Source organism: Enterovirga sp. (genome assembly GCF_035325185.1).
In the GTDB taxonomy this organism is placed as follows: Bacteria; Pseudomonadota; Alphaproteobacteria; order Rhizobiales; family Beijerinckiaceae; genus Enterovirga.
This window is the reverse complement of the sequence record NZ_DAOLAJ010000099.1, coordinates 1-12,522: the sequence shown is the minus strand read 5'-3', so window position 1 is coordinate 12,522 and position 12,522 is coordinate 1. Positions and strand designations below refer to the sequence as shown.

Below are 12,522 nucleotides of genomic sequence, written 5' to 3'. Positions count from 1 at the left end.
TTGGTGAGCGCGCTGGGACTCGAACCCAGGACCTACTGATTAAAAGTCAGTTGCTCTAACCTGCTGAGCTACGCGCCCGCCCGGCGCCCAGATAGAGGCGCGGCGGCCGGGGGTCAAATAGGGCGGCCCGGTTTTTTCAAGACGTCTCCGAGCATCTCCCCCGCTCCTCAGGTTGCGGTCGGAGCCGCCGCGTCCTACGACGCGCCGCCCATGCCGCCCGACGCCCCCCTCGTCGCCGAGACCACGCCCTCCCCTGCCGCAAGGCATTGGCGCGACTTCGTATGGTCGGGCGCGATCGCCGCCGGCCTCCTGCTGGCGGCCTTCTACGGCTTCATCCTCGCGCTCGACCCCTATGGGCGGCGGACAGGGCCGGGACGCCCGCCCTCCCCCATCATGGATATCAACCAGCGCTACATGTATCCGCAGCTCGCGCGCTCGGGGCTGTTCGATGCAGCCGTGTTCGGCACCTCGACCGCCCGGCTGCTCGATCCGCGCGCACTCGACGCGGCGACGGGCGCACGCTTTGCCAATCTGGCGATCAATGCGGGCACGCCATGGGAGCAGCTTCAGCTGATGCGCCTGTTCCTGCATCATGTGCCCGTCCCGAAAATACTTATCCTCGGACTGGACTGGCCCTGGTGCTCCCCCTCCGCCGACGAGCCCTCGCAGCGTCTCACCTTCCGCTCCTTCCCGCCCTGGCTCTATGACGAGAACCCGCTCAACGACCTGCCCCATCTCCTGAACCTCAAGACGCTCGAGATCGCCGGCCGCGTCGCGCTGAACCGGCTCGGACGGATGCCCGCACGGATCCGGGGCGACGGCTACGAGGTCTTCACCCCGCCGGAAGAGAGCTACGACCTCGCCCGCGCCCGCCTCCATCTGAGCGTGCCTGCGGGAGGCGGCCTGCCGGCACCAGCCCAGCCCTGCGACCGCCTCCCCGCCATCGCCTGGCTCGGGGAGCTCGCGAGGGACCTGCCCGCCGCGACGCGGCTCGTCCTCCTGCTTCCCCCCGTCCATGCCGGCGCCCTGCCGCCGCCGGGCTCGGCCGCGGCGGCCGCGGACGACGCCTGCAAGCGCAAGATCGTGGAGGCGCTGGGATCGCGCTCGGCCCTCGTCCTGGACTACCGGCACCGAAGTCCCCTGACGGACGAGGATTCGAATTTCTGGGACACGCTGCATTACCGCCTGCCCATCGCCGCACGCATTGTCGAGGACATCCGCTCAGGCCTCGAAAGCCCCCGCGCGGCCGAGGACGACCGCTACCGGATTCTTCTCCCGCAGCCGGGGCCGTAAGAGCCGCTGGACAGTCTCGATCCGAAATATTACCGTCCAAGCAGAGATCATCTTCGGGCGACTAGCATGAAAACGATGGCCTTGTCGGTCGGCGCCGCTCTGGCCGGCCTTTTCCTTGCCCTTTCCAGCCCGGCCGAGGCCCAGATCCGGCTCGGCCAGCCGGCGGGGAAGTCCTCGGGAGGAGGAGGAGGGGGCAGCCTGATCGACGGCTCCGATCCGGCCGCACTCGCCAAGGTGATGCAGGAGCTGGGCTATTTCGCGAAGCTGTCCGAAACCTCGAGCGGTCGCCCCAAGATCGAAAGCAAGATCGGCCGCAAGAATTTCGGCATCTATTTCTACGATTGCAAGGACAACAAGAACTGCAAGTCGATCTCCTTTTCCACAGGCTGGGAGATCAAGAACAAGCGGCCCTTCGATCTCGCCGTCATCAACAAGTGGAACTCGGAGAAGCGCTTCGGGCAGGCTTTCGTCGACGATGACGGCGATCCGAACATCGCCTGGGCGGTGGTCCTGAGCGGCGGCATCAGCCGGCCCGCCTTCGAGGAAACCCTCGACTATTGGCAGTCCGCCGTCACCGATTTCGAGAAGATGGCGATGCAATAAGGCCGCAGGCCCGGATACCGGCCGCAAGGCCCGGATGCCGAGGGTCGCGATAAAGGCTTGAAACGTCCCGCCCTCCCGGCATAGGCCGGCGGCGCCGAGCGATTTCAGGAGCCAGACCCTTGTCCGACACCGCAACCGTCGAGCGCCGCCAATTCGGAGCCGAAGTCGAGCAACTGCTCGACCTCGTGGTTCACGCGCTTTATTCCGACCGGGAAATCTTCCTGCGCGAGCTGGTCGCGAATGCGGCCGACGCGACGGATCGCCGGCGCTTCGAAGCCCTGACCGGCAAGGTGCCCCCACCCCCGGCCGACGCGAAGATCCGCATCGTGCCGGACAAGGCGGCCCGCACGCTGACCATCTCGGATGCCGGCATCGGCATGTCCAAGGAGGAGCTGGCGGCCAATCTCGGCACCATCGCCCGCTCGGGCACCAAGGCTTTCACCAAGGCCCTCGCGGCCGATGCCGCCGACAAGCCGAGCCTGATCGGCCAGTTCGGCGTCGGATTCTATTCCGCCTTCATGGTCGCCGACCGCGTCGAGGTCATCTCCCGCCAGGCCGGCGCGGAGGACGCCTGGAGCTGGGCCTCCGAGGGAGGGGCCAGCTACACGCTGTCGCCGGCCGAGAGAGCCGAGCCGGGCACCGACATCGTGCTTCACCTCAAGGCCGATGCCGAGGAGTTCCTGGAGCCCGTGCGCCTCGAACATATCGTGCGCAAATGGGCCGACCACATCGCGCTGCCGATCGTCGTGGTCCAGGATGGGAAGGAGATCGCCGGAAACGAGGGCAAGGCCCTCTGGCGCAAGCCGAAATCGGAGATCGACGAGGAGGCCTACACGGCCTTCTACCGCAGCATCAGCCACGGCTTCGACAAGCCCTGGGCGATCCTGCACTGGCGGGCCGAGGGCGCGACCGAATTCACCGCCCTCCTCTTCGTGCCCTCCATGAAGCCCTTCATGCCGGTGGAGAGCGAGCGCGAGAGCCGGGTGCGGCTTCATGTGCGCCGCATGTTCATCACCGACGACGCCAAGCTGCTCCCGCCCTGGCTCCGCTTCGTCCAGGGCGTCGTCGATACCGACGACCTGCCTCTCAACGTCTCGCGCGAGATGCTGCAATCGACGCCCGCCCTCGCCCGCATCCGCAAGGCGGTGACGGGCCGCGTCCTCTCGGAACTCGCGAGCCGCGCCAAGAGCGACGTGGAAGGCTACGCCACCTTCTTCGAGAATTTCGGCCCCGTCCTGAAGGAGGGCATCTACGAGGATGGCGAGCGCCGAGCCGAGATCGCCGCGCTCCTGCGCTTCAAATCCTCCGCCGTCGGGGGCTGGACCAGCCTTGCGGACTACATCTCGCGCATGAAGGAAGGGCAAAGCGAGATCTACTACCTCGTCGCGGACGATGCCGATGCTCTCGCGCGCTCGCCGCAGATCGAGGGCTTCAAGGCCCGCGGCCTCGAAGTGCTGCTCCTGTCCGACCATGTCGATGCCTTCTGGCCCGAGCAGCTCGGGGAATTCGACGGCAGGAAGCTGCGCAGCATCACGCAGGGCAATATCGACCTCTCCTCCTTCAAGCCCGAGGGCGAGGCGCAGGAGGAGGCGACCGGGATCGACGCCCTTCTCGCCGCGATCAAGGAGACGCTGAAGGACGACGTCATGGATGTGCGCGCGACCGACCGCCTCGTCGACAGCGCGGTCGTCCTCTCCTCGGGCGAATTCGGGCCCGACCTCCAGATGCAGCGCCTGCTGCGCCGCGCCGGCCGCTCCTTCGGCCCCGACCGGGCCGTCCTCGAGATCAACCCGCGCCACGCGCTGATCCGCGCCCTCGCCGAGCGTCTCGCGGCGGGACGCTCGATCGCGGACGAGGCGCAGACGCTGCTCGACCTCGCCCGCATCCAGGACGGCGACATCCCCCGCGATCCGGTCGCCTTCGCCCGCAAGGTCGCCTCAGCCCTGGCGGGATAGACCGGGGTCATTGAAATCGCCCCCTTTGTCATTCCCGGCCGCCCGAAGGGCCGGGAAGGGAATCCAGAGCCGCCTGCGAGCCCTCCTGGATCCCCTTCCCCTCCGCTTCGCTCCGGCCGGGGATGACAGGGGAAGCTTCGACGATCCTACCCGCCGATCCGCTCGAGCCCGCCCATATAGGGCCGCAGGACCTCCGGCACGACGACACTGCCATCCGGCTGCTGGTAGTTCTCCAGCACCGCGATCAACGCCCGGCCGACCGCGACGCCCGAGCCGTTGAGGGTGTGGACGTAGCGCGGCCCCTTGGCCTCCTTCGGCCGGTAGCGCGCCTCCATGCGGCGCGCCTGGAAATCGCCGCAGACCGAGCAGGACGAAATCTCGCGATAGGTCCCCTGCCCCGGCACCCAGACCTCGATGTCGTAGGTCTTCCGCGAGGCAAAGCCCATGTCGCCCGTGCAGAGCGTCACGACGCGGTAAGGCAGTTCGAGCTTCCGCAGCACCGCCTCGGCGCAGGCGAGCATACGCTCGTGCTCGCCGGCAGAGGTCTCCGGCGTGGTGATCGAGACCAGCTCGCATTTCGAGAACTGGTGCTGGCGCAGCATGCCCCGCGTATCCCGCCCCGCCGCCCCGGCCTCGGCCCGGAAGCAGGGGGTCAGCGCCGTGAAGCGCAGGGGAAGCTCCTCCTCGGAAAGGATGGAGTCGCACACGAGGTTGGTGAGCGGAACCTCGGCCGTGGGGATGAGCCAGTGATCGGCGCCGGCCGCGAACTGGTCGTCCCGGAACTTCGGCAGTTGCGCGGTCCCGAACATCGCCTCGTCGCGCACGAGGAGCGGCGGGCTCACCTCCGTATAGCCGTGCTCGCCCGTATGCAGGTCGAGCATGAACTGCCCGAGCGCCCGCTCCATGCGGGCGAGTTGGCCGCGCAGGACGACGAAGCGCGAGCCGGAGAGCTTCGCGGCGGCGTCGAAATCCATGGCGCTGCCGATCCCGACCCGCCACGCCTCGGCCAGCTCGAAATGCTGCTTCGGATCAGGAATCGCGGCGGGCTCGCCCCAATGATGCCGGACGACGTTGCCGTGCTCGTCGGCTCCGACCGGCACATCGGAACCGGGCGTGTTGGGGATTTCCGCGAGCGCCTCGCGCAGCCTGTCGCTCGCCTCCTTTCCAGTCGCTTCCAGGGCGGGGGCGGTGTCCTTCAGGCTGGCGACCTCGGCCATCAGCGCCTCGGCGCGGGCCTCGTCCCTGGCCTTCTTGGCGGCGCCGATCTCCTTCGAGAGCGCGTTGCGGCGCTCCTGCGCCTCCTGCGCGGCGGAGACGGCGACCTTGCGGGCATCGTCGAGCCCGAGCAGCGTCGCGGAAAGCGGCACGAGGCCGCGATGCTGGAGGCCCTGGTCGAAGGCGGCGGGGTTCTCGCGGATGAGGCGGATGTCGTGCATGGCGCGCTCTTAGACTCTGCAGCGCGAATGCTCCAGTCTCCCGGGACCCAGCCGACCTCCGCCGCGTTGAGGGATCATGAGCATCCTCGATTACTTCCGCACCGCCCAGCCGCCCGAGACCGACATGACGGAGCGGCCCGAGCGCTCTCCATCAGGCTTCGACCTGCGCCCGCCGAATCCCGAGGAGCGCCGGCGCCTCGAAGCCGATCTTTCGCCCGAGGAGAAACGCGTCCTCCTCCAGCACGGCACCGAGGCGCCGTTCTGCGGCGGGCTTCTCAACAACAAGGAGGACGGCCTCTATTGCTGCCGCGAATGCGGCCTGCCGCTCTTCCGGGCGCGGACGAAATTCGAGAGCGGCACCGGCTGGCCGAGCTTCTATGCTCCGGTCGACGGCACGCATGTCCTGGCCATCAGGGACATGAGCTACGGCATGGAGCGAATCGAAACGCGCTGCGCCCGCTGCGACAGCCATCAGGGCCACGTCTTCCCCGACGGCCCGGCGCCGACGCACCTGCGCTACTGCATCAATTCCGTGTCGCTGGAATTCGTGCCGGAGTGCGGGAGCTTGCGGGACCCGCTCGGGCGCGGCGACCAGGACGCCCTCACGACGAGCACCGCCGGAGCGGGCTGAGAACGGCCCATAAGAAAGGCGGCCGACCGGGCCGCCTGCCCTTCCCGCTCGTGGCGGACGTTCCGCTCGTGGCGGACGTTCCGCCCGCGGCGGTTACTGAACCGGGTTGACCGCTCCGGCCGCTTCCTTGCCGCGCGCCGGATCGTCTCTCTCGGCGCTCACGGCCGGCGGACCGGCCATCTGCTGGATGCGAATGCGCTCCTTCTTGGAGACGAGGCTGGTCTCGCTGAGCTTGGCGAAATCCTCGCGGGTCTGCGGCCGTGGCCCGCCCTTATAGACCATCACCCCGGCCGGCAGGACGACGATATCGCCGCGCCGCAAGGTCGGATCCTCAAGATACCAGTTCGGATGAAGACGCGGATCGATCGAGGTGTTGACGATCTTGCGCTCCCTGCCGGGGCGGACCTTCGCGGCGGTCGTGGTGGAGCGCGCCTTGGCGCGCTTGCGCGGACTCACCCGCACGTCGAGCGGCGCGGCTCCGTAGGCCGGCGGCGCATAATATTGCGGCGCCTGCCGCTGGCCGCCTCCGAACAGGAATTCAAGCAGGCCGGCGGCCTGGGATTGAGAAGATGCGCCGACGATCGCTCCGCCCGCCACCGCGGCGAGGGCGAGAGAACGCACGGATTGAGAGAGTTTCACAGCCTGCCCCGTTTGATGCCTTATGCCGCCAACGTGACGGCTCGCATTGGGTTCCAGGCTTTTCGGTGATTCTTCCCGCCATGTCACGGCCACAATCCGGGCAGCGTTAACCCGCAATGCTCTCAATTCGGTAAAAACAATGACAATCCGGAGGGGAGCCCACCGATGCCGCGAGCGCATCGCATCCCGGGGAGGCACCTTCTTTCGGCAGGCTGTTCACGCTTGGTGAAGCGCAGGACGCTGGGGCACGATGCCCGGCGGAAATGGCGCGGGCGACGGGGCTCGAACCCGCGACCTCCGGCGTGACAGGCCGGCACTCTAACCGACTGAGCTACGCCCGCACTCGTTTTCCGCCCGAAGCGGAGGCGTGCCGTTTAGGTTTGCGACGGCGCGGTGTCAAGGCGATCGGCGTCATCCGGGAGAGGTTTTGCTCATCGTCGCAAAACCCGACCGGCATTCCTGTCCTGTCAGCAGAGGACGAATGGACGGCGGCTCGCGAAGGAATCCGCAAAATGGAAGGAACGGACCCGGCAGAATGGCATCGAGATGCAACAACTAAACTAACAGTTGCGCAACTTGGGATGCCATGGTTTCCTCTGCTCCCGCGTCACCGGCGGGCAAGGGAGAAGTCCATGGCGAAGCTTCTAACCGAGACCATCGAGGCATGGATCAGCAAAAGGCCCGGGTCGCCAGTCACACTCTTCGTAACCGGCGAACTCGAGGTTCCGACCGGCGGATGGAAAACGAAATCGACCGCTGCAAGCCCCCAGGGCATCAACCCGAAAATCATCATCGTCGATGTAGAGGCTATCCGTCCGACTGGGATCGTAAATCAGATGATCTCTCGCGTCCCCTTTAGATACGAAGAGTCGCCTCCTAAGGAGGATTATACGAACGCAACCGTTCGACATGACGGGCAAGAACATACCGTGGAGGTCGTCATACTAACATAGCCTTCTGACCAAAGGATGAGAGCCGGGCCGCGATTGCCGTGCGCCCCGGCTCGTTCGTTTCAAGACGACAAGAAGGCGATTTCCCGTGCCTCGTCATCGACGCGGGAAAGCTGCGACGGACACCGGCAAGGATAACGAGCTTACCCCCACGGAGGAGATTGGTGGGCGGTGACGGGCTCGAACCGCCGACCCTCTCGGTGTAAACGAGATGCTCTACCAGCTGAGCTAACCGCCCCCTGGCCTCGCCATAGCATCTTCCGCGGCAGGGAGAAAACCGGCGGCGGCACGATACGCAAGGCCGCCGGGCCTGATCTCATCCGCGAGCCACCGGGATGGGCTGGCCGACATCGATACGGTTTCCGTCGGGGTCGGCGAAGACGAAGGCGCGCAACCCGTAATCCTTGTCCTGCAACTTCTTGATGATTCGTACCTCGTGCCGTCGGCACAGCGCGAAGAGGGCGTCCACGTCGTCGACCATCAGGTGCGCGACGTTGAAGGACGGATTCCTGTGGGTCGGCTGGAGCGTGAGATGAAGCTCGGCCCGATCCCGCTTCAAGATCATGAACCCAACCGGATTTCCGTTCTCGAAGACCTTCCTGAACCCGAATATCTCCGCGTAGAAATCATGCGCCTTATGGATGTCCTTCACGGGCAGCATGGCCGCGATGCGGCCGAAGCCGATGCCGGCGATGTCGCTCATCGCAAAACCTCGCTTTGGGAGGACGGAAGCGACGATACGGACGGTGCCGGCGCGTCACTCGACCCCTGTCATGTCGATCGAGGAGACAGTGCCCGACACCAATGTAGCTCAGCGAGACGGCCGCAACAATCCGCAAGGCCCGCAGGCAACGGCCGGCCCTGCCTTCCCCAAAACGAGGAGGCCCCGGGGATCTCTCCCCGGGGCCGTTTTCATGAAAGGGCGGCGCTGCCACCCTGCCGGCATCCGGCTCAGTGCGCGACGAGGCCGGACGAATCCTCGCCCTTCGCGGGAGGAGGCGTCACCGGCTCCTCCCAGGTGATGGGCTCGGGATGGCGCACCAGCGCATGCTGGAGCACCTGCCCCATCCGCGCGACGGGCACGATCTCGAGCCCGTTCTTCACGCTGTCGGGGATGTCCGCGAGGTCCTTGGCGTTCTCCTCGGGAATCAGGACCTTCTTGATCCCGCCCCGAAGCGCCGCGAGCAGCTTCTCCTTCAATCCGCCGATCGGCAGCACGCGTCCGCGCAGGGTCACCTCGCCGGTCATCGCGATATCGCGCCGGACGGGAATGCCCGTGAAGACCGAGACGATCGCGGTCGCCATGGCGATGCCGGCCGAGGGGCCGTCCTTCGGGGTCGCCCCCTCCGGCACGTGGACGTGGATGTCGCGGCGCTCGAAGAGCGGCGGCTCGATGCCGAAATCGAGCGAGCGGGAGCGGACATAGGAGGCCGCCGCCGAGATCGATTCCTTCATCACGTCCTTGAGGTTGCCCGTGACCGTCATCTTGCCCTTGCCGGGCATCATGACGCCCTCGATCGTCAGCAGCTCGCCGCCGACCTCGGTCCAGGCGAGGCCGGTGACGACGCCGATCTGGTCCTCGGCCTCGATCTCGCCGTAGCGGAACTTCGGCACGCCCAGGAACCCGGAGAGGTTCTCAGGCGTGACCTCGACCGCCACGACCTTCGAGATCAGGATCTCCTTCACCGCCTTGCGGATCAGGTTGGCGATCTCACGCTCGAGGTTGCGCACGCCCGCCTCGCGGGTATAGCGCCGGATCAGCTCCAGCAGCCCCGCATCGGTGATCGACCATTCCTGCACCTTCAGCCCGTGCTTCCGAAGCGCGTTCGGGATGAGGTGACGGCGCGCGATCTCAGCCTTCTCCTCCTCCGTGTAGCCGGCGAGCCGGATCACCTCCATCCGGTCCAGCAGGGCCGGCGGGATGTTCAGCGTGTTCGCGGTGGTCACGAACATCACGTCCGAGAGGTCGTAGTCGACTTCCAGGTAGTGATCGTTGAAGGCCGAGTTCTGCTCGGGGTCGAGCACCTCCAGCAGGGCCGCCGAGGGATCGCCGCGGAAATCCATGCCCATCTTGTCGATCTCGTCGAGCAGGATGAGCGGGTTGGACGTCTTGGCCTTCCGCATCGACTGGATGATCTTGCCGGGCAGCGAGCCGATATAGGTCCGCCGGTGGCCGCGGATCTCCGCCTCGTCGCGCACCCCGCCGAGCGACATGCGCACGAATTCGCGGCCCGTCGAGCGCGCGATCGACTTGCCGAGCGAGGTCTTGCCGACGCCCGGAGGGCCGACGAGACACAGGATCGGGCCAGTCAGCTTGTTGGTGCGCTGCTGCACGGCGAGATATTCGACGATGCGCTCCTTGACCTTCTCGAGGCCGAAATGGTCGGCGTCGAGCACGGCCTGGGCCCCGACGAGATCCTTCTTGATCTTCGAGCGCTTGGCCCACGGAATGCCGAGCAGCCAGTCGAGATAGTTGCGTACCACCGTCGCTTCCGCGGACATCGGCGACATCTGGCGCAGCTTCTTGACCTCGGCCCGCGCCTTGTCGCGAGCTTCCTTCGAGAGCTTGGTCTTCTCGATCTTCTCCTCGAGTTCGGCGAGTTCGTCCTTGCCCTCCTCGCCGTCGCCCAGCTCCTTCTGGATCGCCTTCATCTGCTCGTTGAGGTAGTATTCGCGCTGCGTCTTCTCCATCTGGCGCTTGACGCGCGTGCGGATGCGCTTCTCCACCTGGAGAACGGAAATCTCGCTCTCCATCAGGCCGAGGACCTTCTCCAGCCGCCCGGCGACGGTCGGCGTCGCGAGCACGTCCTGCTTGTCGGAGATCTTCACCGCGAGATGCGAGGCGATCTGGTCGGCAAGCTTCGAAGCGTCGTCGATCTGCGTGATGGCCGCGACGACCTCCGGCGAGACCTTCTTGTTGAGCTTCACATAATTCTCGAACTCGGACACGACCGAGCGGGCGAGCGCCTCCGCCTCGACCTGGTCGCCCGCCACATCGGCGAGCGCCTCGGCCTCGGCCTCGTAGAACTCGTCGGTACGGGTATATCTGCGCACCTTGGCGCGGCTCGCGCCTTCCACCAGCACCTTCACCGTGCCGTCGGGCAGCTTGAGGAGTTGCAGGACGGAAGCCAGCGTGCCGACATCGTAGATGGCGTTGGTCGCCGGATCGTCGTCGGTGGCGTTGATCTGCGTCGCCAGCAGGATGTGGCGGTCCGCCTTCACCACCTCTTCGAGCGCGCGGATCGACTTCTCGCGGCCGACGAAAAGCGGCACGATCATGTGCGGGAAGACGACGATGTCCCTGAGCGGCAGCACCGGATAATCGGCGACCGATCCGGGCTGGACGGGCTGGCGCGTCTTGGTTTCTGACATCAGGTTTTCCTCATCTCGACATCCGCCTCGCCCCTCGATCGAGCAGGGAGACGGATGGGCGACCGGCTCGCCTGGTCTCCGGGCACTGCCCGGCGGCCGCGGCCGGCACGCGACTCACGCACCTCGATCATGAGCATGCATTCCTCGCGCCCCGTTAAGGTGGCCCGCCTCTGCGGCGCTTTCAAGAATGGATATATCGCGGGGAAAATATGGCGCGGCACAGGTGCGGGAGAGCACCATCGCCTCCCGCTTCTCCCGCAAGCGGGGAGAAGTCGTGTCGCAGGTCAGTGCGACCGGATAAGGGGCAAGGGAGACTCGACGTCGACGACAGAGTGTCCGCCACCCCTCACCCGGTCCGCGTGACCGCGGACTCGACCTCTCCCCGCTCCGCGGGGAGAGGCAGGCGCGTCGCGCGTCTCAGGCGCTCTCTTTCGCCGGCTCGGCGGCGCGGTCGCTATGGATGAAGAGCGGCTTCGTCTTGCCCTCCACCACTTCGGGCCCGATCACCACCTGCTCGACCGAATCGAGACCCGGCAGGTCGTACATCGTATCGAGGAGGATGCCTTCGAGGATCGAGCGGAGGCCGCGGGCGCCGGTCTTGCGCTCGATTGCCTTGCGCGCGACGAGCGACAAAGCCTCGTCCTGGAAGGTGAGATGGACGTCCTCCATCTCGAAGAGGCGCTGATACTGCTTGACGAGCGCGTTCTTGGGCTCCTGCAAGATGCGCTTCAGGGCCGTCTCGTCGAGATCCTCGAGCGTCGCCAGGACCGGCAGGCGGCCGACGAATTCCGGGATCAGGCCGAACTTGAGCAGATCCTCGGGCTCGACCTCGCGGAAGACCTCGCCGGTGCGCCGGTCGTCCGGCGCCGAGACGGAGGCGCCGAAGCCAATGGACGTCCCCTTGCCGCGGCCGGAGATGATCCGCTCCAGCCCCGCAAAGGCGCCGCCGCAGATGAAGAGGATGTTGGTCGTGTCGACCTGGAGGAATTCCTGCTGCGGATGCTTGCGCCCTCCCTGCGGCGGCACGCTCGCGACCGTCCCCTCCATGATCTTGAGGAGCGCCTGCTGCACGCCCTCCCCCGACACGTCGCGGGTGATCGAGGGATTGTCGGACTTGCGGCTGATCTTGTCGATCTCGTCGATATAGACGATGCCCCGCTGCGCCCGCTCGACATTGTAGTCGGAGGCCTGGAGCAGCTTGAGGATGATGTTCTCGACATCCTCGCCGACATAGCCGGCCTCGGTCAGCGTCGTCGCGTCGGCCATGGTGAAGGGCACGTCGAGGATGCGGGCGAGGGTCTGCGCGAGCAGCGTCTTGCCCGAGCCCGTGGGGCCGATCAGCAGGATGTTCGACTTGGCCAGTTCGACGTCGCTGTGCTTCGCCGCATGGGCGAGGCGCTTGTAATGGTTATGGACCGCGACCGAGAGGACCTTCTTCGCATGGTCCTGGCCGATCACGTAGTCGTCGAGGACGCGGCGGATCTCCTTCGGGGTCGGCACCCCGTCGCGCGACTTCACCAGCGAGGATTTCGATTCCTCGCGGATGATGTCCATGCACAGCTCGACGCATTCATCGCAGATGAACACCGTCGGGCCGGCGATCAGCTTGCGGACCTCGTGCTGGCTCTTTCCGCAGAAGGAGC

The 12,522-nt window shown here is 66.4% G+C and carries 10 protein-coding genes and 3 tRNA genes; 5 read left to right on the top strand and 8 right to left on the bottom strand.

Annotation, left to right across the window (positions count from 1 at the left end):
• Position 1: 1 nt before the first annotated feature.
• Positions 2–78: transfer RNA gene (locus PKD06_RS15875), tRNA-Lys, on the bottom strand.
• 132 nt (positions 79–210) lie between these two features.
• On the opposite strand from PKD06_RS15875, the gene PKD06_RS15870 reads away from it, so the two are divergent.
• The 3 genes from PKD06_RS15870 (at position 211) to htpG (ending at position 3,851) form a co-directional block, all read left to right on the top strand.
• Positions 211–1,293 (top strand): hypothetical protein, encoded by a 1,083-nt coding sequence (locus tag PKD06_RS15870; protein ID WP_324381762.1) that lies wholly within the window; start codon positions 211–213, stop codon positions 1,291–1,293.
• A gap of 66 nt (positions 1,294–1,359) precedes the next feature.
• The gene (locus tag PKD06_RS15865) at positions 1,360–1,896 is read left to right on the top strand and encodes a YbjN domain-containing protein (RefSeq protein WP_324381760.1); all 537 of its coding nucleotides are present in this window, start codon (positions 1,360–1,362) and stop codon (positions 1,894–1,896) included.
• Positions 1,897–2,015: 119 nt separating this feature from the next.
• The gene (htpG, locus tag PKD06_RS15860; protein WP_324381758.1) at positions 2,016–3,851 is read left to right on the top strand and encodes a molecular chaperone HtpG; all 1,836 of its coding nucleotides are present in this window, start codon (positions 2,016–2,018) and stop codon (positions 3,849–3,851) included.
• A gap of 146 nt (positions 3,852–3,997) precedes the next feature.
• Here htpG and serS read toward each other — a convergent pair whose 3' ends face one another.
• Positions 3,998–5,287 (bottom strand): serine--tRNA ligase, encoded by a 1,290-nt coding sequence (gene serS, locus PKD06_RS15855; RefSeq protein WP_324381757.1) that lies wholly within the window; start codon positions 5,285–5,287, stop codon positions 3,998–4,000.
• A gap of 76 nt (positions 5,288–5,363) precedes the next feature.
• Between serS and msrB the strand changes: the two genes are divergently transcribed.
• A complete protein-coding gene (msrB, locus tag PKD06_RS15850; RefSeq protein WP_324381755.1) occupies positions 5,364–5,918 on the top strand; it encodes a peptide-methionine (R)-S-oxide reductase MsrB in 555 nt (184 codons plus the stop codon).
• Between the two features lie 93 nt (positions 5,919–6,011).
• Here msrB and PKD06_RS15845 read toward each other — a convergent pair whose 3' ends face one another.
• Complete coding sequence (locus PKD06_RS15845) at positions 6,012–6,737, bottom strand: hypothetical protein (RefSeq protein WP_324381753.1); 726 nt, start codon at positions 6,735–6,737, stop codon at positions 6,012–6,014.
• Between the two features lie 84 nt (positions 6,738–6,821).
• Positions 6,822–6,898: transfer RNA gene (locus PKD06_RS15840), tRNA-Asp, on the bottom strand.
• Positions 6,899–7,189: 291 nt separating this feature from the next.
• On the opposite strand from PKD06_RS15840, the gene PKD06_RS15835 reads away from it, so the two are divergent.
• Positions 7,190–7,510 carry a hypothetical protein gene (locus PKD06_RS15835; protein WP_324381751.1) on the top strand — a complete coding sequence of 107 codons (321 nt, stop codon included), beginning with the start codon at positions 7,190–7,192 and terminating at the stop codon, positions 7,508–7,510.
• A 159-nt stretch (positions 7,511–7,669) separates the two neighbouring features.
• Here the strand turns inward: PKD06_RS15835 and PKD06_RS15830 are convergent.
• The 4 genes from PKD06_RS15830 to clpX all read right to left on the bottom strand — a co-directional run.
• A tRNA-Val gene (locus PKD06_RS15830) sits at positions 7,670–7,745 on the bottom strand.
• 78 nt (positions 7,746–7,823) lie between these two features.
• Entirely contained in the window at positions 7,824–8,210 is a 387-nt protein-coding gene (locus PKD06_RS15825) for a glyoxalase superfamily protein (protein WP_324381749.1), read from the bottom strand.
• A 248-nt stretch (positions 8,211–8,458) separates the two neighbouring features.
• A complete protein-coding gene (gene lon, locus PKD06_RS15820; RefSeq protein WP_324381747.1) occupies positions 8,459–10,879 on the bottom strand; it encodes an endopeptidase La in 2,421 nt (806 codons plus the stop codon).
• A gap of 417 nt (positions 10,880–11,296) precedes the next feature.
• On the bottom strand, positions 11,297–12,522 hold a 1,226-nt coding region (clpX, locus tag PKD06_RS15815; RefSeq protein ID WP_324381745.1), incomplete at its 5' end, for an ATP-dependent Clp protease ATP-binding subunit ClpX.

Coding starts and splice junctions, on each gene's coding strand:
- PKD06_RS15870 (WP_324381762.1), top strand. CDS start 211: ATGCCGCCCGACGCCCCCCTCGTCGCCGAGACCACGCCCTCCCCTGCC.
- PKD06_RS15865 (WP_324381760.1), top strand. CDS start 1,360: ATGAAAACGATGGCCTTGTCGGTCGGCGCCGCTCTGGCCGGCCTTTTC.
- serS (WP_324381757.1), bottom strand. CDS start 5,287: ATGCACGACATCCGCCTCATCCGCGAGAACCCCGCCGCCTTCGACCAG.
- msrB (WP_324381755.1), top strand. CDS start 5,364: ATGAGCATCCTCGATTACTTCCGCACCGCCCAGCCGCCCGAGACCGAC.
- PKD06_RS15845 (WP_324381753.1), bottom strand. CDS start 6,737: ATGCGCTCGCGGCATCGGTGGGCTCCCCTCCGGATTGTCATTGTTTTT.
- PKD06_RS15835 (WP_324381751.1), top strand. CDS start 7,190: ATGGCGAAGCTTCTAACCGAGACCATCGAGGCATGGATCAGCAAAAGG.
- PKD06_RS15825 (WP_324381749.1), bottom strand. CDS start 8,210: ATGAGCGACATCGCCGGCATCGGCTTCGGCCGCATCGCGGCCATGCTG.
- lon (WP_324381747.1), bottom strand. CDS start 10,879: ATGTCAGAAACCAAGACGCGCCAGCCCGTCCAGCCCGGATCGGTCGCC.